At 40.3% G+C, this 22,128-nt stretch carries 25 protein-coding genes; 14 read left to right on the top strand and 11 right to left on the bottom strand.

All coding sequences use genetic code 11. The features are described from left to right. Positions 1 to 255: 255 nt before the first annotated feature. The 6 genes from ACFE93_RS15955 (at position 256) to ACFE93_RS15930 (ending at position 2,949) form a co-directional block, all read left to right on the top strand. On the top strand, positions 256 to 720 hold the full coding sequence (locus ACFE93_RS15955; protein ID WP_375474216.1) for an MrcB family domain-containing protein: 465 nt from the start codon (positions 256 to 258) through the stop codon (positions 718 to 720). After that, on the top strand, positions 639 to 1,208 hold the full coding sequence (locus ACFE93_RS15950) for an MrcB family domain-containing protein (RefSeq protein ID WP_375474227.1): 570 nt from the start codon (positions 639 to 641) through the stop codon (positions 1,206 to 1,208). Before ACFE93_RS15955 ends, ACFE93_RS15950 begins: the two co-directional genes overlap by 82 nt. Positions 1,209 to 1,435: 227 nt before the next feature. Further along, positions 1,436 to 2,011: a Uma2 family endonuclease gene (locus ACFE93_RS15945; RefSeq protein ID WP_375474215.1), complete on the top strand. Its 576-nt coding sequence runs from the start codon at positions 1,436 to 1,438 to the stop codon at positions 2,009 to 2,011. 93 nt (positions 2,012 to 2,104) lie between these two features. After that, entirely contained in the window at positions 2,105 to 2,239 is a 135-nt protein-coding gene (locus tag ACFE93_RS15940) for a hypothetical protein (protein WP_375474214.1), read from the top strand. 114 nt (positions 2,240 to 2,353) lie between these two features. Continuing rightward, the gene (locus ACFE93_RS15935) at positions 2,354 to 2,614 is read left to right on the top strand and encodes a type II toxin-antitoxin system HicA family toxin (protein WP_375474213.1); all 261 of its coding nucleotides are present in this window, start codon (positions 2,354 to 2,356) and stop codon (positions 2,612 to 2,614) included. Further along, entirely contained in the window at positions 2,614 to 2,949 is a 336-nt protein-coding gene (locus tag ACFE93_RS15930; RefSeq protein ID WP_322731775.1) for a type II toxin-antitoxin system HicB family antitoxin, read from the top strand. Before ACFE93_RS15935 ends, ACFE93_RS15930 begins: the two co-directional genes overlap by 1 nt. Before the next feature lie 271 nt (positions 2,950 to 3,220). Here the strand turns inward: ACFE93_RS15930 and ACFE93_RS15925 are convergent, their stop codons facing one another. Then, positions 3,221 to 3,382 (bottom strand): hypothetical protein, encoded by a 162-nt coding sequence (locus ACFE93_RS15925; RefSeq protein ID WP_375474212.1) that lies wholly within the window; start codon positions 3,380 to 3,382, stop codon positions 3,221 to 3,223. 4 nt (positions 3,383 to 3,386) lie between these two features. Here ACFE93_RS15925 and ACFE93_RS15920 point away from each other — a divergent pair, with 4 nt between their 5' ends. Together ACFE93_RS15920 and ACFE93_RS15915 are read left to right on the top strand one after the other, a co-directional pair. Continuing rightward, positions 3,387 to 3,665, top strand: coding sequence for an addiction module protein (locus ACFE93_RS15920; protein ID WP_375474211.1), 279 nt, complete (start codon positions 3,387 to 3,389; stop codon positions 3,663 to 3,665). Continuing rightward, positions 3,662 to 3,853: a hypothetical protein gene (locus ACFE93_RS15915; protein WP_375474210.1), complete on the top strand. Its 192-nt coding sequence runs from the start codon at positions 3,662 to 3,664 to the stop codon at positions 3,851 to 3,853. The genes ACFE93_RS15920 and ACFE93_RS15915 overlap by 4 nt, the downstream gene beginning before the upstream one ends. 667 nt (positions 3,854 to 4,520) lie before the next feature. Here ACFE93_RS15915 and ACFE93_RS15910 read toward each other — a convergent pair. From ACFE93_RS15910 to sufB, 4 genes are all read right to left on the bottom strand, one after another. Then, entirely contained in the window at positions 4,521 to 5,783 is a 1,263-nt protein-coding gene (locus ACFE93_RS15910) for a cysteine desulfurase (protein WP_375474209.1), read from the bottom strand. A 28-nt stretch (positions 5,784 to 5,811) separates the two neighbouring features. Then, positions 5,812 to 7,218 (bottom strand): Fe-S cluster assembly protein SufD, encoded by a 1,407-nt coding sequence (gene sufD / locus ACFE93_RS15905; RefSeq protein ID WP_375474208.1) that lies wholly within the window; start codon positions 7,216 to 7,218, stop codon positions 5,812 to 5,814. Continuing rightward, the gene (gene sufC / locus ACFE93_RS15900) at positions 7,218 to 8,009 is read right to left on the bottom strand and encodes a Fe-S cluster assembly ATPase SufC (protein WP_375474207.1); all 792 of its coding nucleotides are present in this window, start codon (positions 8,007 to 8,009) and stop codon (positions 7,218 to 7,220) included. The genes sufD and sufC overlap by 1 nt, the downstream gene beginning before the upstream one ends. Before the next feature lie 127 nt (positions 8,010 to 8,136). After that, entirely contained in the window at positions 8,137 to 9,576 is a 1,440-nt protein-coding gene (sufB, locus tag ACFE93_RS15895; protein WP_375474206.1) for a Fe-S cluster assembly protein SufB, read from the bottom strand. 242 nt (positions 9,577 to 9,818) lie between these two features. Between sufB and sufR the strand changes: the two genes are divergently transcribed. Both sufR and ACFE93_RS15885 read left to right on the top strand, forming a co-directional pair. After that, on the top strand, positions 9,819 to 10,502 hold the full coding sequence (sufR, locus tag ACFE93_RS15890) for an iron-sulfur cluster biosynthesis transcriptional regulator SufR (protein ID WP_375474205.1): 684 nt from the start codon (positions 9,819 to 9,821) through the stop codon (positions 10,500 to 10,502). Between the two features lie 73 nt (positions 10,503 to 10,575). After that, positions 10,576 to 10,836, top strand: coding sequence for a hypothetical protein (locus ACFE93_RS15885; protein ID WP_375474204.1), 261 nt, complete (start codon positions 10,576 to 10,578; stop codon positions 10,834 to 10,836). Positions 10,837 to 11,174: 338 nt separating this feature from the next. On the opposite strand, the gene ACFE93_RS15880 is transcribed toward ACFE93_RS15885, so the two are convergent. After that, a complete protein-coding gene (locus tag ACFE93_RS15880; protein WP_375474203.1) occupies positions 11,175 to 11,807 on the bottom strand; it encodes a hypothetical protein in 633 nt (210 codons plus the stop codon). Positions 11,808 to 12,125: 318 nt separating this feature from the next. After that, a complete protein-coding gene (locus ACFE93_RS15875) occupies positions 12,126 to 12,452 on the bottom strand; it encodes a YbjQ family protein (RefSeq protein WP_375474202.1) in 327 nt (108 codons plus the stop codon). A gap of 645 nt (positions 12,453 to 13,097) precedes the next feature. Here ACFE93_RS15875 and ACFE93_RS15870 point away from each other — a divergent pair. Continuing rightward, positions 13,098 to 13,778, top strand: a complete 681-nt coding sequence (locus ACFE93_RS15870) for a tetratricopeptide repeat protein (protein WP_375474201.1) — start codon at positions 13,098 to 13,100, stop codon at positions 13,776 to 13,778. Between the two features lie 2 nt (positions 13,779 to 13,780). Here the strand turns inward: ACFE93_RS15870 and ACFE93_RS15865 are convergent, their stop codons facing one another. Further along, positions 13,781 to 14,683, bottom strand: a complete 903-nt coding sequence (locus tag ACFE93_RS15865; RefSeq protein ID WP_375474200.1) for an ABC transporter ATP-binding protein — start codon at positions 14,681 to 14,683, stop codon at positions 13,781 to 13,783. A 167-nt stretch (positions 14,684 to 14,850) separates the two neighbouring features. Here ACFE93_RS15865 and ACFE93_RS15860 point away from each other — a divergent pair, with 167 nt between their 5' ends. Beyond that, on the top strand, positions 14,851 to 16,452 hold the full coding sequence (locus tag ACFE93_RS15860; RefSeq protein ID WP_375474199.1) for an alkaline phosphatase D family protein: 1,602 nt from the start codon (positions 14,851 to 14,853) through the stop codon (positions 16,450 to 16,452). A 441-nt stretch (positions 16,453 to 16,893) separates the two neighbouring features. Here the strand turns inward: ACFE93_RS15860 and ACFE93_RS15855 are convergent, their stop codons facing one another. Beyond that, positions 16,894 to 17,493, bottom strand: coding sequence for a hypothetical protein (locus tag ACFE93_RS15855; protein ID WP_375474226.1), 600 nt, complete (start codon positions 17,491 to 17,493; stop codon positions 16,894 to 16,896). Between the two features lie 230 nt (positions 17,494 to 17,723). On the opposite strand from ACFE93_RS15855, the gene dacB reads away from it, so the two are divergent. Continuing rightward, positions 17,724 to 19,199, top strand: a complete 1,476-nt coding sequence (gene dacB / locus ACFE93_RS15850) for a D-alanyl-D-alanine carboxypeptidase/D-alanyl-D-alanine-endopeptidase (protein WP_375474198.1) — start codon at positions 17,724 to 17,726, stop codon at positions 19,197 to 19,199. 29 nt (positions 19,200 to 19,228) lie between these two features. Further along, positions 19,229 to 20,143: an LD-carboxypeptidase gene (locus tag ACFE93_RS15845; RefSeq protein ID WP_375474197.1), complete on the top strand. Its 915-nt coding sequence runs from the start codon at positions 19,229 to 19,231 to the stop codon at positions 20,141 to 20,143. A gap of 28 nt (positions 20,144 to 20,171) precedes the next feature. Here the strand turns inward: ACFE93_RS15845 and ACFE93_RS15840 are convergent, their stop codons facing one another. Both ACFE93_RS15840 and ACFE93_RS15835 read right to left on the bottom strand, forming a co-directional pair. Continuing rightward, complete coding sequence (locus tag ACFE93_RS15840) at positions 20,172 to 21,239, bottom strand: glycosyltransferase family 4 protein (protein WP_375474196.1); 1,068 nt, start codon at positions 21,237 to 21,239, stop codon at positions 20,172 to 20,174. A gap of 99 nt (positions 21,240 to 21,338) precedes the next feature. Next, positions 21,339 to 22,082: a class I SAM-dependent methyltransferase gene (locus ACFE93_RS15835; protein WP_375474195.1), complete on the bottom strand. Its 744-nt coding sequence runs from the start codon at positions 22,080 to 22,082 to the stop codon at positions 21,339 to 21,341. Between the last annotated feature and the right edge of the window lie 46 nt (positions 22,083 to 22,128).

Raw genomic sequence — 22,128 nt, 5'->3', positions numbered from 1 at the left:
ATTTGTACCAAGAGGTTAAAGACCGGATTGAAGGAATAGAATAGTCCTTATAGGGCAAGCAAAATGCCTACCTTAACATTTCATATCAAGTCCGGCTAATTAGTTATGATTTCCGAATCTATGCAGAAACCCAAAAACCCTTCCCCTCTGCCCCTCTGCCACCCTGCTCCTCTGCTGCCTTAATGATAAGTCTTTAACCGGACATGATATCAATCTAAATTGATAAAAATTTATAATCTAATTGAATAAATATAAATGCTCAAACAAACTATTGAAAAATTATTATATGAATATCCAATAGTAAACCAAGAAAAATTCAAAAACCATAATTTCCCAAGATATTTAAAAAATGATGTTCCAAAGTTGTTAGATAATTCTCTAAACCTGCCTGAAATATATAGTATACAAGCTTCAGCAGGAAATGGATCATGGGCAAATATCCCTTGGATAGCTGTTTTTAATAAGCTGGTCACAGAAAGTGTGAGATTTGGATTTTTCCTTGTCTATTTGTTTCAGGCAGATTGTTCTGGTGTTTATCTATCTTTGAATCAAGGTACAGCATCTTTGAAAAAAAGTTATGGACTTGGAGGTGCAAAAGATATATTACAAGAAAGAGCAAAAACTTTTAGGAAAATTATATCGACCGACATAATAAATATTCTGAAAATATTGATCTTAAGCTTGAAGCAATTCCCAAAGAAACTACCGCTCGAAGATTAGGTCAAGCATACCATTCTGGTAATATACTAGCTGTTTATTATCCAAAAACAAGTTTGCCAGACTCAGATAAACTAGTCAAAGATTTATTATTTTTTATCAAAATTTATGAAGAATTAATCGAAAACCAACCTTTAGATACTCAGGATATTGAATTAGATTCTGAAAAAGTTTGGTTTGAAGATTTAACAAAGTATAAAATCCATAAAAGAGTAGAAATAAATCAAGCTTTGTGTAATAGAGCTAAAGAAATACATGGATATATATGCAAAGCTTGCGGTTTTGATTTTGAGATGAAATATGGCAATATAGGTAAGAATTACATAGAAGCTCATCATCTAGTACCGATTGCAACTCTAGAAAAAACGAAAGTTCAGCTAAACCCTTCAACTGACTTTACTGTTTTATGTTCTAATTGTCACCGTATAATACACAGAATAAAACCTATACCAACACTAGAAGAGTTTAAAGATATAATCAAAATTGATTAGTCAAGGCAGAAATTGAATCAGATCGTCCAACTCCTAAACTGAAACAGCGTTTAATACCTGCTTGATTGATAATACTAAGGCGATCACACACTGTTACACAACAGACAATTGCCTTGTTTTTGAGATTTTCTGCAAAGCGATCGCGCTAATCTTCCACACAAGCGATCGCTTTGTATCATGCCATCATAAAATAAGTAGCTTCTTGGCTTTATACTCTAATTCTGCTTATGAACGCCTTAACAATCAATCTCAAACCAGTATTAGAACTGACAGATGAACAATTTTTTAATCTATGTCAGGCAAACCGTGACTTGAAATTTGAACGCACTGCAACGGGAGAATTAATTATCATGCCACCCACTGGGGGAGAAACCGGAAATCGCAATGGTAGATTAAATCAACAGTTATTTAATTGGTCAGATCAAGATGGCACTGGTATTGCCTTTGATTCCTCCACAGGTTTTAAACTTCCCAATGGCGCAGACCGTTCACCTGATGCTTCTTGGCTGAGACTGGAACGCTGGAATGCACTAACTGGCGAACAACAAACAAAATTTATACCGCTTTGTCCTGATTTTGTCGTTGAGTTACTTTCGCCAAGTGATAGTTTGAAAGTTGCTCAAGAAAAGATGAGAGAATACATAGATAATGGTGTGCGTTTGGGTTGGTTAATTAATCGTAAATCCCAGCAAGTGGGGATTTATCGGCAAGGACAAGAAGTTGAGGTGTTGGAATCGCCTGTTACTTTGTCAGGAGAAGATGTTTTACAGGGGTTTATTTTAAATATTGAAGCGATTTGGTAACTGAATAACAAAACAAGAGTCATGACATTTATTTTTGAGGTTTTTTGCAAGGCGATCGCACTCACTCTTTGACAACAGACAATTGCCTTGTTTTTGAGATTTTCTGCAAAGCGATCGCTTACTCTTCTACAACAAGCGATCGCTTTATTTTTGAGGTTTTCTACAAAGCGATCGCACATTCTTCCACAACAGGCGATGTCTACTAAAGGCGTAGACATCGCTTATTAGGAATGTAGGGATAAGCGATCGCTTTTATATTTTTAATGATATCATATTATGATATCATTGAAATAATGGTTATACTCAACTTAACTAAAAAATGGCTGTAATTGTATTGATTAAATGGCTCTTAACAACAAACAACGTCAGATTTTAGAGTTAATTTTTACAAATCCTGTACCATCTAATATTCTTTGGAAAGATATTGAAAGTTTATTCATAGCTTTAGGTGCTGATATGACTCAAGGTAGAGGTTCGCGGGTTCGTGTGAAATTAAATGATGTGAAAGCTGTTTTTCACGAACCGCATCCTCAAAATGAGACAGATAAAGGAGCAGTCAAATCTGTTAGAGAATTTTTGATTAAGGTAGGAATTGAAATATGATGACTTATAAAGGATACACAGCTAGTGTAGAAGTAGATGTAGAGGCGGGAATAATTTTTGGTCAAGTCCTAGATATTAATGATGTGATTACCTTTAAGGCAAAAACTGTAGATGAAGCGCGTCAAGAATTCCAAATTTCTGTTGATGATTATCTTGCTTTTTGTGAAGAACTAGGAGAGGAGCCTGATAAACCATTCTCTGGTAAACTTCCATTCCGCACAACTCCAGAACACCACCGCAAAATATTTATTGCTGCTAAAAAGGCTGGCAAAAGCATAAATGCTTGGATGGATGAAATCTTAACTGTTGCTGCCGATAAAGTAATCAATACTTAGAGTCAACCATTCCAAATATATTTTTTGCTAAAGTGCATTCGCCTTTGGCATTTTTATGGGAATATTCAAGTTTAAATTTTTCTATTTCTCTGGATTCTAAGTCAAATATACATAGACAGATTGCATTTCTTTATTTTACAAATAAACGTAGACAGGCTTGATATCTGTTTGTTTTTCAGAATAACTATTGCGATCGCACTCACTCTTCCATACAGGCGATGTCACTCGACTTGCCCGGAGCTTTCGGAGTCTCCGGCTTTGCACTACGCGTCTACGCTTTGTTTTTGAGGTTTTCTGAAAGGCGATCGCACACTGTTACACAACAGACAATTGCCTTGTTTTTGAGGTTTTCTGCAAAGCGTAGGCGTAGCCCGTCGTAGACATCGCTCTGTTGAGCAGCAAAACATATACAGCGTTCAATTAGGATGGACAAAATCTTGTCCGCTATATTTAAGGTGTACCAGTTGCTTCCTCACTCCAAGTTAATCAGTATGGATATCACAGCTACTTTGAACGAAATCGCAACTCTCAGTGTTGAAGATAGAATCCGTATTGTACAGGCAATTTGGGATACTATCGCTGCGGAGCAAGTTTACCCTGATTTAACCGATGCACAAAAGCAAGAACTCGATCGTCGAACTTCTGACTATAATTCAAATCCAAATAATGTACTGACTTGGGAGGAAATCAAAGCATCAATTAAGAGGCAGCAATGAATTATGTCCTGGTATTTCGCCCAGAGGTTCGAGAAGAACTCAATGATGCACACAGTTGGTACGAGAGTCAGAAACTCGGTCTGGGTGACGAGTTTTTAGACTGTGTAGACGAAACGGTGAATCGAATTTCTCAGATGCCAGAATCCTATGTAATTGTCTACGGTGATATTCGACGAGCAATAGTGTAGTGATTTCCCTATGCTATATACTATCGGATTGTGTCGAGTCGAGTAATAGTGACGGCAATTTTTCATGGTCGCAGAGATCCAAAATCTTGGCAGACGCGAACCTAACACTATAATTACGAGCAATGTCACTCGACTTGCCGCTACACGTCTACGCTTTGTTTTAGAGGTTTTCTGCAAGGCGATGTCACTCGACTTGCCGCTACGCATCTACGCTTTGTTTCTGAGATTTTCTGTAAAGCGTAGGCGTAGCCCGTCGTAGACATCGCTCCTTTTTCACAACAGGCGATGTCACTCGACTTGCCGCTGTGCGTCTACGCTTTATTTTTGAGGTTTTTGCAAGGTGATCGCTCTTTTGTTAACTATCCCTCTTCTGTCACTTTCCGGGAGGGCGATCGCTAGAAGCCTGATGAGGCAATCAATACAAGCTATACTATTAGAAAAAAATTGGTCTTGGATTTGTTATTAGAAAAGAATCGTGCGATGCCTGCGGCGGGCTACGCCTACGCTTGCTATACAAAAGCTCTAGAATTCAGAAATGGCAAATGTTTCCGGAGACTGACAGAAGAGGGATAAAAAAACCAAAAATCCAAATAATTAAATTGTGCCAAGTATTAGCAAGTTATGTTGCTGATAATCGGCACAATTAGGATCTGAATATTTTGTAACTTTAAGCAAGGAAACCCGCAAAAAATTCCAGGGTTTCTTTCAGTGCTTTGATGAAAATATCAATTTCTTCGCGGGTGTTGTAGAAAGATAGACTTGCTCGTGCGGTTGCAGCAAGACCTAAGTAACGGTGTAATGGTTGAGTACAGTGGTGTCCAGAACGGATAGCAACGCCTTCTTGATCTAATAATGTAGATAAGTCGTTAGCGTGGACTTCCCCGGCTGTGAATGACGCAAGAGCGGCTCTACCTTCACCTTTCGCATTTGGTTTGGGGCCGTAAATTCTAATTTGGGGAATTTGCTCTAATTGTTGGAACAAATAAGCTGTTAATTCTGCTTCGTAGGCGTGGATTTTATCCATGCCGATACTGCTAAGATAATCTATCGCAGCCCCAAGTGCGATCGCTTCCCCAATTGCAGGTGTACCAGCTTCAAATTTATGCGGTAATTCTGCATAGGTGGAATGGTCTAAAAACACCTCTGCAATCATCTCACCACCGCCAAAAAATGGTGGCATTGATTCTAGCAATTTTAACTTGCCATACAGAAATCCTATCCCAGTTGGGGCGCACATTTTGTGACCAGATGCTACCAACCAATCACAATCTATCTGCTGCACATCGACAGGGAAATGGGGTACGCTTTGGCAAGCATCAACTAAGAATTTAGCACCGTAGCTGTGAGCGATCGCACCAATTTCTTTCACTGGGTTAATGCAACCCAAAGCATTAGAAATATGCACCACTGACACCAACTTTGTTTTGTCAGAAATCAGTTTTTTAAACTGTTCTAAATCAAAAGTTTCTTCTGGTGTTAATTCTACAAATTTCAGTACTGCACCCGTTTTTTGCGCCACCAATTGCCAAGGCACAATATTACTGTGGTGTTCCATCACCGAAAGAATAATCTCATCTTCCGGCTGCAAATTATTCATTCCCCAACTATAAGCTACTAGGTTAATCGCCTCACTTGCATTGCGGGTGTAGACGATTTCCTGACGCGATGCAGCATTAATGAATTTGGCAACTTTATCTCTAGCACCTTCATAAGCATCAGTAGCTTTAGCACTCAGGATATGAGCACCGCGATGCACGTTAGCATTATATTGCTCGTAGTAATCCCGTAGGGTATTTAATACAAACAAAGGCTTTTGCGATGTCGCAGCATTATCGAGATAAACTAAAGGTTTATCGTTAACTTCCTGATGCAATATCGGGAAGTCAGCGCGAACTTTATCGGCAAGGGTTTTGGTAGGGGTTAAAGTCATTGGTAGATTAGTTATTAGTCATTAGTCATTAGTCATTGGTCAGGGACTTAAGATTATTGACTGTGTTTAACAGGATTTCTCGTAGAGAAGGAACTGGTATTTGGTTGATGACTTCAGCAGCGAAGGCGTTAATTAACAACTTCCGAGCATCATTTTCATCAATTCCCCGACTTTGCAGATAGAATATTTCATCATCTTCTAATTGGCTAACGGTAGCACCGTGAGCGCATTTGACATTATCTGCTGTAATTTCTAATTGTGGTTTGGTATCAACTCTGGCTTTCGATGATAGTAGCAAATTGCGATTCAACTGGGCTGCATTTGTCAACTGCGCTGGTTTGGGTACAAGAACTTTACCATTGAACACCGCATGAGCGCGATCGCCTACAATACATTTATGCAATTGATCGCTTGTACCGTGAGGATAATTTAGTGCGATCGCACTGTGAGTATCCCCTAACTGCTTACCAGAAATCACCGTCAAAGCATTGAGAGTAGTTTCTGTCTGCTCACCAGTTTGCAAAATTTCTAAATTATGCCGCGACAACTTCGCACCTAAATTTATGGCATGACTTGTATATCGACTATCACGAGCTTGCGAGACAAATGTTTTACCAATATGAAAAGCCTCTGCACTTTCTCGCTGAATTCGCGTATGGTTAACCTGGGCATTTTCCTCAATCCAGATTTCTGTAACTGCGTTAGTAAAGTGAACTACTTCCCCAAGTTCTATTTGATCTGGATCTTCTATGTTTGTTGGTTGATAGAGATAATCTTCAATGAGCGTAACACTACTACCAGATTCAGCCACTACTAAAGAACGAGGTTGTGATAGTATCGGTGAATTACCAGGAATAGACAGGAATAGTAAATGAATTGGCGTTTCTACGACAACATTTTTTCCCACCCATACTACAGATGCATTTGTGAAAGCAGCAGTATTCAACGCAGTGAAGACTTCTTGCGTACCCTGTTCTTGGACTGAATAATAATTCTGTAGGCGAGAGCGATATTCTAAAGGAAATCCAGCTAAATCTTCCACCCATATACCTTCTGGCAAATCTGCAACAGATGACAGATCCGGCGCAAAAACTCCGTTGACAAACACCAACCTACTATCAACAGCTTCTGGTAAAGTCAGTTGTGTGATATCAAATTTTATAGACCAAAACTCTCGTGTCTCTACATTGAATTTTACTTGCCGTAGAGACGACAAATCAGTAAATCGCCATTCTTCCTCACGAGTAGTGGGGATAGTTGAGTGACGGACAAAATTAGCAGCGCGATCGCGCACTTCTTGTAACCAAGCAAATGTTTCTGGCTGAGGAACTTCCTCGAAAATCAATCCCTGAAATTGATTTAACAACTCACTCAGGTAAGGATCTCCATTTACCAAGGTGTTGGAAGCCTGACTTTGAGATACTTGAATACTCATTACACACCCACCTCAGCAGCTGCAAATTCTGCTAGCACCCAATCATAACCGCCAGACTCCAATTTTAATGCCAGTTCCTTACCACCACTGGTGATAATCTGCCCCTGTGCCATCACATGCACAAAATCAGGCACAATATAATCGAGTAAGCGTTGATAGTGAGTAATCAAAATTGTGGCATTTTCTGGACTTGCCAATTGATTTACCCCATTAGCCACAATTCTGAGCGCGTCAATATCCAAACCTGAATCTGTCTCATCCAAAATTCCCAACTTTGGTTCTAGCAGCGCCATTTGCAGAATTTCATTCCGCTTCTTCTCGCCACCAGAAAACCCTTCATTCAAACTCCGACTGAGAAAACTGGGATTCATTTTTACCACATCCAGCTTTTCCTCAATCAAATCGTCAAAATCAAAAGCGTCTATTTCCTCTAAACCTTGCGCCTTGCGGCGAGAATTGTACGCCACCCGCAAGAAATCTAAATTGCTCACACCCGGAATTTCTAACGGATACTGAAACGCTAAAAATACACCACTTCTGGCTCGTTCTTCCGGTTCCAATTCCAGTAAATTTTGCCCCTGGAAAATCACCTCACCGCCAGTCACCTGATATGCTGGATGCCCAGCCAACACTTTAGAAAAAGTACTCTTACCAGAACCATTCGGCCCCATAATCGCATGAATTTCACCTGATCGCACCTCAAGATTCACACCTTTCAAAATTGGTGTCCCATCAACATTAGCCGTCAGATCCCTTACTGACAGCACAATTTCACTATTTTCAATAATCATGTTGTCTCTCTTCTTTTTTAGTTCGTAGTAGCGGCTTTAGCGCTTTTCTCCAGCGCTAAAGTGCTGACTACAAGCGTTAATCTTTTCAGTTCGTAGCGATTTTCCAGCACTATGCTGAGTACAAGCGCTATCCAACACTGCCTTCCAACTTCAAACTCAACAACTTATCAGCTTCCACAGCAAACTCCATCGGTAGCTGATTGAAAACATCCTTACAGAAGCCGCTAATCATCATCGAAATAGCATCTTCTGAAGAAATACCCCGTTGAGCGAAGTAAAATAACTGATCTTCCCCAATCTTGGAAGTAGAAGCTTCATGCTCCACCTTGCCAGTGTTATTTTGCACCTGGATATAAGGGAAAGTGTTTGCATGGGCATTATCCCCAATCAGCATCGAGTCACACTGGGAATAATTTCTTGCCCCTTTTGCCGTCGGGTTAACTTTCACCAAACCCCGGTAGCTATTGCTGGATTTACCTGCGGAGATTCCTTTTGAAATTATTGTACTGCGAGTATTCTTACCTACGTGAATCATCTTACTGCCAGTATCGGCTTGCTGCATGTGATTTGTCAGCGCCACCGAGTAAAACTCACCCACAGAGTTATCACCCACCAACACACAGCTGGGATATTTCCAAGTAATTGCCGAACCTGTTTCTACTTGAGTCCAGGAAATCTTGGAATTTACGCCCTGACACAAACCGCGCTTGGTGACAAAGTTGTAAATACCGCCTTTACCATTGGCATCGCCAGCGTACCAGTTTTGGACGGTGGAGTATTTAATTTCGGCGTTATCTAGGGCGACGAGTTCCACAACGGCGGCGTGCAGCTGGTTACTGTCATACATTGGTGCAGTGCAACCTTCGAGGTAAGAAACATAACTACCTTCTTCGGCGACAATCAAAGTCCGCTCAAATTGTCCCGTATCACCTGAGTTGATGCGGAAGTAGGTAGACAGTTCCATTGGGCATTTCACGCCTTTAGGAATGTAGACAAAGGAACCATCACTAAATACGGCGGCGTTCAAGGCAGCAAAATAGTTGTCAGCGATAGGAACAACGCTACCCAGGTATTTTTTGATTAATTCTGGGTGTTCTTGCAACGCTTCCGAAAACGAGCAGAAAATAACGCCATCTTCCGCTAGCTTCTCTTTAAATGTGGTGGCGACAGAGACGCTATCGAAAATCGCATCGACGGCGACGTTTGCCAGTCGCTTCTGTTCAGATAGGGAAATGCCTAACTTCTCAAAGGTTTCTAAAAGGGTTGGATCGACTTCATCCAAGCTGTTTAGTTTTTCTTTCTTGCGTTTCGGCGCTGAGTAATAAATGATATCCTGATAATTTATTGGCGGATACTTGACGTTTGGCCAAGTTGGTTCAGTCATTTTTTGCCACTGGCGATAAGCCTTGAGGCGAAAGTCCAGCATGAACTGCGGCTCGTTCTTTTTAGAGGAGATCAAGCGAACAACGTCCTCGTCTAGTCCACGCGGAATAGTGTCGGCTTCAATATCGGTGACAAAGCCGTACTTGTAGGGTTGGTTGACTAAGGTTTTGACAGTGGCACTCATCAGTAATAATCTCTCTTGTTCAGAACTCTTTTAGGATGGGAGGCGGACTGTGGCTAACCGATTCCCATATCACGTTACGGAATGGTTACACGGCTGCTAGAATAATAGTGGATAATAAAACAACAGCTATGTTGTTTAACTTATCTTCATTTTACGCTAAATTAACAACAACAATGTTGTCAAAGTCAAATTTTCAAAGAAATTTTTGGGACGTTCGCTGAACGTCTTGCATCAACTATAAGATGGCGACTACCCACCAGTCCTCAACCAAGCAAGATATCCTAGAATATCTGCACAAACACGAAAAAGCAACGGCTTTGGAGCTAGCTGAACTTTTAGACGTTACCCCTCAAGCGATTCGTCGCCATCTCAAAGATTTGGAGACGGAAGGGCTAGTTTTGTATTCGACATCAGCGCAGGCGGCGGGGATGGGGCGTCCGCAGCACCTTTATCAACTGAGTCGCCAGGGACGCGATCGCTTGCACCGAACAATGAGCGATCGCTTTGGTGATGGCCATGGAAATTTTGCGGTTTCGCTGCTAGACACCTTAGCCGAAACGGTAGGACACGAGCAATTCAAATGGATTTTACAGAAACAGTGGGAGCGCAAAGCACTAGAATACCGCGATCGCGTAGGTAGCGGTTCACTGCGGGAACGTGTAGCCAACTTAGTCGAGTTGAGAAAAGCGGAAGGCTTCATGGCGGAGTATCACCCTGTTGATGCGAATGACTGCTTTGAGAGCGATCGCTTTATCTTAATGGAGCATAACTGCGCTATTTCCAACGTTGCCGAGTCTTTCCCCAGCATCTGTGGTCATGAATTAGAAATGTTTGCAGCCGTCTTACCTGATTGTACCGTAAAACGCACCCACTGGATTATTGATGGCGAACACCGTTGTGGCTATTTAGTACAAGTTCGCCATTAGTCATTTGTCCTTTTTTTAATAACTAATGTCCAATACCTAACTAACTTTGAGATAGTATTTTATTTTTTCATTTATGGACGTACCACCACAGCAACCATCAGCACAATTTTTAACTCTAGAAGAGTCAGCAAAAGTAGATGCTGCCTTGTTGTCTTCCCCAGAAAAGTTTTTAACAAGATTGACAATTTCATCACTGAAGCTTTTAAAGCATATTGCTCAAGAGTACGGTGTTGATATTGAAAATTTGACAGCACAGCAAGTAATTGCCTGGTTTGAAAAAGATGGCAAAATTCGACGTGAGCAGGGAATTGAAAGTTCATATCTGAAATGGTGATTTGCAGTAGTAAAATTTTCGTTGCATTTACTTAGAAAAAATAACCATAAAAATATCGCACTTTTAAAAAACAGAAATGTTTCTTAGAAGCGCGATATTCACAGACAAGCAATTTTGCTTAAAGTCTAATATTGGAGCGAGAACCTTTTAAGTACTTCGCAACATAAAGCATAGTATTAATTGTCGGTTGATGACCTCGATCCACTAGGACAAATATTTTGGTAACAGCAGAATTAATTGGACGCTACAAACGCCAACCTTAAATAATAAACAAAAAACACCTTTTTTAAGGTGCTTTTATTTAAAAATAAATAACATTTGATTTTTCAAATAATTATTTAAGGAGTGTAAGTGTTAGTCCGAGGAGTACGAGCGCCAGTTACGGCTCCAATCATTGAGGCTATTAAACCCAATAAAGAACCAAACACAAACCACCACAATCCCGAACGTATATTAGCTGCCGTTTCACGAGCTTGTTGGGCACTGATGTTTGCTTGTGGTACATTAACACCACCTTGCTGTTGTACCTGGTTTATGACTTCTCCGGCGTTAGAAGCAGCAACACCAAAAGCACCAGATACTCCACTTGCTAAAAGCCATGAGCTAACTGCCAAAGTCGTTGCCCAAAGAATTGCGCCGTTAAGAAGAGCTGTATTACGGTTCATCGGCCCACAAGCACGGGCTGTAACCCAACCACCAGTAAATAGGGAAATTAGTAAAGCGATAGTTGACCAAAGCCCCGCATTACCCGCAGCGTTAGGAGCAATTGTTCTGGGTGCACCTGAACCTGCAACTGTGCCTGCCGCAACCGCAGCAATGATAGAACTCAAAATTAATTGTGTAGCCAAAGAAACCAACAAACCAGCAATAATTGGCCCCCAGCGAACACGATCGTGATATTCAGCTACTCTACCAGCTACCCCAGTATCAGTAGATATAACCTCATTGCCTGTTCGATTTACGTATGACATCGCTTATGTTCTCCAGTGCTGTTTCAGCAAAGTTCCTTGCTCGGGTATATTCATCTTTATGCTTCAAATTAAATAACTAAATGTTCTGCTTTAATCTCTATCAATAGAAAGATTTAATAGGTATATCTTTAGCTATAAAAAAAACAAACTTTATTTAACAATTTTTAATATAATTTAGTATTTAGTTATGGATTATTTTCTAAATTTTCCATATAAAAATTATTAATCTAAAATACAACTATTACCTAGTTATCAAAAAGTAGCTTTAACTATGTATGCAATTAGGTAATGATTGTCAAAAGTAAAAATCATCAAAAACTAACGCATCCTCACAGCAGTGCCTGTAGCAGTAATCAGCAAAAGCACTCCTGACTGGTCAATATTTATTGTGCCAGTATCAATTTCAATCCCAATTACAGCATTTGCTCCTAAACGTTGTGCGCGTTGTTCTAATTCTTCTAGTGCCTTGCGTTGACCCTGCTCAAATAGACGCTCATAGCTAGCAGTGCGTCCACCGATAATATCTCGAATACTAGCCAAAAAATCCCGCAAGAAATTGCTGCCGTAGACTACTTCTGCTGTCACAATGCCTAAATATGACTCAATCACGGCTCCTTGAATTACATCAGTGGTAGTTATAATCATAAATTAATCTCCTATATGGGATATATCTTGATAATTATTAAAGTATTTTGATAAATACTTTAGTAAGTATAACTATTATTATAGAATATAGGTTTGATAAACATCTTCTTACACAATTTTAGATTGCACTTTGGATTTTAGTATTGCCTTAAACAGATTAATGGAGCATTTTCCAGTTTAGATTTATCTTACCTTTGAATGAGCAAAAAAGGATGTACATACCTGGATGATACTTCTCAAACGGTACTATCAAGGATTAAAAATGTCAGAAAACTTGGATACAGAGTCAGCAAATTCTTAAATTAAATAAAAATAGGAATAAATGTCAAAGGCTATAAGCTTGCTGCATCAGAATCTAGGATTAAGTCAGATGCCTGTTGAGTTTTTTTGAGTAGCACGTATAACTACTGATTAAAACATGTGTTGTATTGCTGTACTGGTTTATATGTATGGTATCTTCACCTGCTCTTGCATCGCTGACACTTCATCCTTCAGTAAAAACTCTGTTATGTAGGGTTAAATGTAAAGGAAAGGAGAATGAACTATTAACATCTTAATCAATACGAAGAAATACAGTTTTCAAAAGTCCATATTTTTGTTTTAATGTACAAGAAAAAAGTCCTCTAAAATTTCAGGAAATTTACTGTGTACAAGCCAACATCATTCGTGTTTAGTGTGGTGTTACTAGGATGTTTTACTTTCACCATACCTTCAGTAGCTCAGGCTCAGGTATTAGTGGCGCAGGGCAAAAACCCAGAGTTAAAGCAATTACTGGAGGAAGGACGGAGATTAGTGAATGCTGGTGATTATGGTGGTGCGATCGCTGTTTATCAGCAAGCAGCTAGTATAGATCGCAAGAATGCTAAAATTCATTCAGGTATTGGGTATTTATACGCTCAACAGGGAAATTACCAGGCAGCATTAACAGCTTATCGTCGGGCGATCGCTATCAACCCTAACAATAGTGATTTTTACTACGCTGTGGGTTACATTAAAGCCAATTTGGGCGACACACGTGGGGCAAAGGAAGGTTATCGTCGTGCCATACAGCTGAACCGTAACAACGTCAACGCCTATTTAGGATTGGCTGTGACGCAATCGCGTATGGGAGACTATAATGCTGCTACCTGGGCATACCAACAAGCAATCGACTTGGATAAAAACAACGCCCAGACTTATGAGTTGATGGGTTCGATGTATAAACAGCGACGACAAGCCAAACAAGCAAACAGTTTGCTTCAAAAAGCCCGTGACTTGTACAAGCGCCGCAATGACTCAGATGGCGTAGAAAGGGTAGAAGTCATGCTGCGGCAGTTAGGAGGATGAGGTTAATCTAACTGGCGTCCCGTTAATTCCACAAAAATATCTTCCAGATTAGAGGGACGCACCATCATTCCGGTTTTATCGGGCTGTTCATTCAAGTAAATATTTGCTGCTTCCAAGGATGGGAAAAACAGATATTCCCAATTACGAGCGCTATCACTTCCCACATTAGACACACCTAATTGTTTCATCACCAAACCTTCACCGTGAGCAGAACGCAGCTGTTGTAAAGTTCCCAAAGAAATCAGCTTACCCCTATCCATAATACCGATGCGTCCTGGCTTGGTAGAACCAAAAGCATCGCACAAAAATTCGACCTCATCCATATAATGGGTTGTCAGTAGCATCGTCATCCCTTGTTTATTTAAATCCCGAATAATTTCCCAGAGGCGTCGCCTAGTCTGGGGGTCTAGTCCTACCGTTGGTTCATCCAAAAACAAAATTTGCGGTTGATGCAATAAAGCTCTCGCAATCTGCAACCGTCGTTTCATACCCCCAGACAGGGTTTTTACCAAATCACCCCGTCTTTCTGCTAGCTCAACATATTCTAGCCATTGATTAATCAACTTTTGTCGCTGCGGATTACTAATGTGATGTAGTCTCCCGTGCAGTTCCATATTTTCCCAGACGGTTAAATCGTTATCTACACTGACTTGTTGTAAGACTACACCAATACTCTGTTTTGCTAACGTTGCTTGGCTAGTAACATCATACCCACCTACTTCTATGCGTCCTTGGGACGGTTTGGTCAGTGTAGTCAGCATCCGAATTGTGGTTGATTTACCCGCACCGTTCGGGCCAAGTAGAGCAAATATCTCCCCCGCTTCAATTTGGAATGACAGGTCATTGACTACAGGTACATTGTTGTAAAACTTGTAGACGTTTTCTAAAAAGACAGCAGCAGTCATGGATAAATTTGCTCACACTAGTTCCTAATTAACACTACCATTCTGATTACATCAAACTAAATATATTTTATTAACCCTTAGATAACTCAATCTTTACTTGTTGACATAACAACGTGTGGTAAACACTTATCCTGTAATACTTTAGTTTAAGGTTGCTATTATTTAGTATGGAATCTCATCACCCATTGAAGCTAAACCGGCGTCAGTTTTTGCTACGTTCAGCTATTACTGCCGGTGGAATTGTTTCCACAAATCTTGTAGCTAAATCACCAGTTTTTGGCAAAGCACCTGCAATCATCACCTCTGATAAAATGCGTCCTGGCATACCTTATGGTGTAGCTAGCGGAGATATATCTAACGATAGCATTGTCATCTGGAGTCGGAGCGATCGCCCCACCAAAATGATTGTAGAATATTCTACCAGCGAATCTTTTCGCAATGTGCAGCGCATTGTGGGGCCTAATGCTTTAAAAAATAGCGACTTTACAGCACGACTTTATCTGAAGAATTTACCACCAAACCAAAAATTATTTTATCGGGTGATTTTCCAAGATTTAGATTATCAACGCACTTACAGCGCTCCTTTTTATGGTACTTTCCGAACTCCCCCCAAATCTGGACAAGATATATTCTTTGTTTGGGGTGGCGACACTGCCGGTCAAGGATGGGGGATTAATCCCGATTTTGGTGGGATGAAAATTTACGAAACTATGCGTCAACTTCATCCCGACTTTTTCATCCATTCGGGCGATAATATTTATGCTGATGGCCCGATTCAATCAGAAGTAACTTTAGACGACGGCACTATTTGGAAAAACATCACTACACCAGAAAAATCCAAAGTAGCAGAAACTCTCACAGAATTTCGTGGCAACTATATTTACAATTTGCTAGATAAAAATATCAAGCGTTTCAATGCTGAAGTTCCGATATTGGCACAGTGGGACGACCACGAAACAAGAAACAATTGGTATCCTGGGCAAATTATCCTCAACGATGACCGTTATACAGTTAAGGATGTTAACTTGCTAGCCGAAAGGGCAAGACAAGCATTTTTAGAATATCTGCCTATTGGATATGAAAGCAATAATCCAGAGCAAGCGAAAATTTATCGCTCTTTCAACTATGGCCCATTATTAGACATTTTCATGCTAGATGAGCGCACCTACCGGGGGCCAAATAGTCCTAATAATCAGTCATTACCAAGTAAAGAAACAGATTTTTTGAGCAGAAAACAAGTGCAATGGTTGAAAAGGCAATTGCTGTCATCAAAAGCAACATGGAAAGTGATTGCTAGTGATATGCCTTTGGGGCTGATAGTTCGAGACGGTAGCACAGATTTTGAAGCTTGGGCGAATGGAGATGGCCCACCATTAGGAAGAGAACTAGAACTTGCCGATTTACTACGATTTATCAAAAACAAAAATATCCAGAATGTTGTTTGGTTAACTGCTGATGTACATTACGCAGCAGCCCACTATTACAACCCCGCTAAAGCACAATTTACCGACTTCAAGCCTTTTTGGGAGTTCGTCGCCGGGCCGCTTAACTCTGGTACATTTGGGCCTAACCAATTGGAAAATACCTTTGGCCCACAATTAATATTTCAAAGCCTTCCTCCAGATACAAAAGCAAATCGACCGCCAAGTGAAGGTTTGCAATTCTTTGGAGGAGTTAAAATTGATGGAAATACAAAGGTGATGACGGTAACATTGCGTAACTTGGCTGGAAAGGCTATTTATAGTGTAGATTTACCGCCAGAAAAATAAATCCTCAAAAGCATAGTGAGATGTAGCCAGTTAGATAGAGTAATTACGCAATTTTTTACTTTGTCTGCTGGCATTGTTGTTTTTGGTGAGATGTTGAAGGATGAAAAACTTGTGCGATGCCTGCGGCGGGCTTTGCCTACGCCACTGTTAGGAGCTAAATTTAAGTAGGTAGAGTTTTGGAGTAACCACAGTTAGAAGCAATACTAAATCTAACTTTGCAAACTATGCAAATGAGTTTAACTGCATCAATAGCAGTCAGCGATATTTCTCCTAGAGTGAAGAGAAAGTAATTAAAAAGGGTTTTAGAAATTTGGTTATCTCTCAGACTGCTGCTTAGAGTTGCAGGCTACTGTTTAGAGAACTAAAACATTATTTGTATAATAAAATACTAATCACTAATGACTCCCCTTGATGGGGAGTTATTTGATATCAGTTAGCTAGCTAAAATGAAATTGGTACATTTTTAAATGCGGCTGTATCTGGCACAAAAATGTCCAATTTATTGATCCCATCGGGAACTCTTAGCCAGATATAAGCATCTGCGGAGGCTTGTGGACGTACTGGGAACAAAGAAACGCTTCCTGTTGAGCGATTAAGAGCAACTCCTTTGTAGGTTACGCTAGTGTCAGGATTGCGGGCTGTTGTACTAGCAACCGATATAATATCGCTACCAACAACTCCGTCTGTAGCAAGGCGACGAATACGCATTTGTACATTTACTACATCACGGTTTCCAGTTTCTGGATCTTTAATGCGTTTTGCTGAAAGTAACTCAACTTCTGCCTTTTTGCCAAAAGCAGGCTGCACAAATTGACCAGGGCTAATTGCTGAAGTTGTTGCACTGACTGGAGATGGTGAGACTGTTGCTTGTGGAGAAGTTGTAGCTGTAGGATTTGTCACTTGAGTGGGAATGCTGCTACTGACTGTATTAGTAGCATTTAGTGTCTCCCGTAACGTGAAAACTTCATAAGCTACATAGCCGCTACATCCCAAAGCCAAAGTAGAGAGTAATACAGCTACACCAGATAAAAATGTACTCACACCGTTGCCTCGATTTCGTGTTTCTGTATATGCAGGTTGACTTAGGTTTCTATTTTGTAATCCCATAAATTATGTTTGTGCGTAGGCGCAGCCCGTCGTAGACATCGCCTATGTATGAAACATGTGAACATCTTCCCTATACTAATTAAGTAACTTTACTGAGCCAATTCTTCTCTCTCCGGAAAAAATTGTTTGCAAAGTAAAAATATCTGTCTTTGGGATAAAGAAAATTGGTGAGACTTAAGACTTTCAATCAACCACTGGGTGTTTTATTAATATTTTTGACTAGCCAGATAGGATTTAGTTCTAGAATTGCAAAAGCACAAACCCCAGTTGCACCAACAACTACCACAAAATCAATTTGCTCTAGCCAACTGGGAACAGCGATAGATGCTGTAATCAATCGTCCCTTATTTAGTAGGGGGCGCTGGGGAATTTTGATACAACCCCTGTCAACGGGGCCAACTCTTTACAGTCGAGATGCTCAAAAATATTTTACTCCTGCGTCTAACCTCAAATTGCTGACAACAGCAGCTGCATTGCAGAAATTGGGTGCTAATTTTCGGATTCGCACCTCTATTTATCAGAATGGTAATGGTGTTTTACGTGTTGTCGGTAGGGGAGATCCTAGCTTAAGTGATACTCAACTGCAAATATTAGCACAGCAGTTAAAACAGAAAGGTATTACCCAAATTCAGCGATTGATAGCTGATGATAGTTATATTCAAGGTGATATTGTTAATCCCACCTGGCAATGGGAAGATGTGCAGTCAAGTGATGGCGCACCAGTCAGCAGCTTTATTTTGAATCAAAATATTTTTAGCTTCAAACTTGTACCACAAGCTGTAGGTAAATCTTTGCAAGTCGTGTGGATCGATCCTGGCGAAGCTAAACAGTGGCGGATAATTAATCAGTCAGTAACCGTTCCCCAAAATCAACCAAGCTATGTCAATGTTACCCGTGAATTGTCAGGAACAGTATTACAAATTCAAGGACAACTGACAACGAATTCTGAACCCTCTTTAATAGATTTGCCTGTAGTCGCTCCTAATTATTACTTCTTACGGCGCTTCCGTACTGCTTTGGCAACAGAAAAAATTACTTTAGGACAAACATTAGTAGTAAATGGTGGTGTGAATCAAGAAGAAATAGCATTTGTAGAGTCGCCACCTTTAGCGGAATTATTAATGGAAACTCTTCAGAATAGTAATAATCTTTATGCTGAAGCACTGCTGAGAGCGTTAGCTGTGAAAAAAATCAGACTAAAAAATCAGACTAGTGCTGATGTCGGTTTAGAAGTTGTCAAAGCAAGTTTAACTAAATTGGGGGTCGATCCAGCAAATTATATTTTAGTGGATGGTTCAGGTTTATCACGGCGTAACTTAGTGACACCAGAAGCTTTTGTACAAATTTTGCGGGGAATGGCAAAAACTCCAGCAGCATATATATATCGCGCATCTTTACCCGTGGCTGGTAAAAGTGGAACTCTGAAAGGCCGCTTTCAAGATACACCTGCTGAGGGCATTGTGCAAGCAAAAACAGGTACATTAACGGGTGTAGTTTCTCTATCTGGATATCTGAATGCGCCGAAATATGAGCCGCTAGTTTTTAGTATTATCGTCAATCAGTCCGATCAGTCTGCAACAGTTATACGGCAGGCAATTGATGAGGTTGTTGTGTTGTTGACACAGTTGCAGCATTGTTAATATGATACTTTTCACTCCTAACTTGTTTCATGCCAGCCAAAATCTTACCACCGCCCTTAAAACCTGGAGACTTATTACGAGTAATTGCCCCTAGTGGTGCTTTGCGAGAATTCGAGGAATTTGAACGAAGTCTAGAAATTTGGCGATCGCGTGGTTATCGATTACAAGTCAGTCCCCAGATAGATGACAAATGGGGTTATCTAGCTGGAACAGACGAAAACCGCCGTCAACAGCTAGCAGCAGCATGGCAAGATCCTGATTGTCGTGGTATTCTCTGTGCCAGAGGTGGTTTTGGCAGCACCCGCATTTTAGAAAATTGGAATTGGCCAACCTTAGGGCTTCCCAAGTGGCTGATAGGCTTTTCTGATATCACAGTTTTATTATGGAGCCTTTATACAGCAGGGATTTCCGGCGTTCACGGCCCTGTAATGACAACTTTGGCAGATGAGCCAGATTGGTCAATTAAGCGATTATTTGATTGGGTAGAAGGTGGTTCTTTCTCCCCTCTCAAAGGTTGCGGTTGGGGTGGTGGTGTGGTTACTGGTACTTTGTTACCAGGGAATCTCACGGTGGCTACTCACCTTTTGGGTACACCAATTCTGCCACATCTTGATGGTGTAATTCTGGCCTTGGAAGATGTTACGGAAGCACCTTATCGGATTGACAGGATGCTGACACAGTGGCGTTTAAGCGGTGCTTTGTCTCAAGTCTGCGGTATTGCGTTGGGCGGTTTTACTCGCTGTGAAGCGCCACCAACTATATCTAGTTTTAGTGTAGAAGAAGTATTGCGCGATCGCTTGGGCGATTTGGATATTCCGATTGTTTCTGATTTGCCTTTTGGCCATGATAATCCCAATGCAGCCTTACCAGTGGGTGTAGAGGTAACTTTAGATGGGGATGCGGGAATATTAGCGATGCCTACGGCGGCAAGCTACGCACCATAGTTGAGCGCAGATATTGATTAGTACTATATCAGTTTTTCAGGATTTTTTGAAACCATTGTTCTACGCGATCGCCCATAGCTTCTAAAGAGTATAAAGTTTCTGCTTGCTGGCGACAAGCTTGGCGGTCAATTTCATCCAAATGCTTAATCGCTTCTACTAAACCTTGAACACTATCTGGTTCCACCAAAAAACCAGTTTTGCCTTCTTGGACAATTTCTCTTAAACCACCCCGACGGTAAGCAATCAAAGGCACTCCACAAGCAAGTGCCTCTATTGCTACATTTCCAAATGCTTCTACCCAACGAGGAGTTACTAAAAGAGATCGGCATTGACCTAACTCCTTTTGTAGCTCAACCGTTGGTAAAAATCCTACATATTCGATGGGAGCATTAGGGTATTCTTGACAAATTTTCTCCCAGTAAGATATATCCTGTTTCAAACCGAATATTTTCAGTGTAATACCAGTGATTTCTGCTGCTGCTACTGCATCTTCTAGTCCTTTTTCAGGAGCTATTCTACCTACCCACACCAAGCTGTGAGTTGGTTTGGGACAAAATTTATAAATAGATAAATCCAAACCATTCAGCAGACAAATACACCGTTGTGCGAATGTAAAAGTAGCTGCCTGTGTTTGACTGTGAACACCGATAGTATTCGGAAAATTGATTGCTACCTGTTCAATAATCTCATCCATAACATCTGTTAAAGAACCCATACTGATCAGATGTGCGATGGGAAAGTTAAAAAAGGGTGTTAGATACAATGGCAGCCAATCATAAGCAAAATTCACAATTAAATCATAATCTGCTTGCACTTGACGAGCATAATCCCACATATTTGCTAAAACAGAATTTTTATACAGGAAAATCGGATCGCTACGACTCTGATTTTGCGCTGGTATCTGTATTAGTTCTCCAGGAATTTCTTTAATAGGTAATGAATTGCTAATAGACCCTTGTGGTGCAACAATTTTTAATTTATGTCCTCGCCGTAGCATCTCTGTAGCAATATTAAATAGCGTTAACTCTACTCCACCTCCCAATCCTGAACCTAGCGCACCCATTGGAGTAGACATAAATAATAATTTATGGTACATTTTTGTCCTTAATGTATTTTCATAAACATCATTTTTTCACCTAAACAACGTACTTGTTGGGTTTTGGTATGGATTCACCCAAAAGACATGAAGTCGAATTTAACTCTGCTTCTGATAGCAACGGGTTGTAATCAGGTAAGGGTGAAAAACCTCTAAGAAGTAACTTTGAAGTGTATGGAAAAATGTTTCTACTACTTTAGGATCGTCTAAATGAAAAGGGTATTCTTGATTAAAACCTTTAAAGAAATACCAATTCACTATCATCTTACCATCAGAGTTCAAAGCTTGATAAAATTGTAATAACTGCTGGCTAGGATCTAACAAATGTTCTAAAACATCAAAGCACAAAATCGTATCAAATTTATCTTTTGCAGGCACTTCAAGAGCGAAAACTATTTTTTTGTTCAGTCCCATTTTCTCAGCTCGATACTGAACAAAATTACGATTTATCGGATTAATATCATAATAAATTACTTGCTCAACTTGTGGGCAAAGAGCAGCGCCAAGGGCATGAGTTCCGATTCCCCCACCAAAATCTAACACTCTACCTTGGGCATAATCTGCAATCAACCGCAACATATCTCCAATATACTCATGACTTGATAGATGCCAAGCCCCCAATTCAAACAAGTAAAGTTCTCCTACTTTATCACGATAGAAAGCACTTGCTTCTTGCCAGTTAAAATCTTTGTGTCCTAAGTTTTTTATTTCTTCTTGTTCTGCTGCTAACTTTGTCTCTATGGTTTCTGGATCTAAGTGTAAAAAATCTTGTAGATGATGCTTGAAGTGAAATGAATTTTCCAAAAAGCTACTTAAGAAAGAGGGCGTGGTAGAATTTACCATAAAAGTTATGTCACCAAGAAAATACACGTATTAGATTATACAATAA

This window comes from uncultured Nostoc sp. (assembly GCF_964247315.1).
Classification (GTDB): domain Bacteria; phylum Cyanobacteriota; class Cyanobacteriia; order Cyanobacteriales; family Nostocaceae; genus Nostoc.
This window is presented reverse-complemented; position numbering and strand designations above follow the sequence as displayed.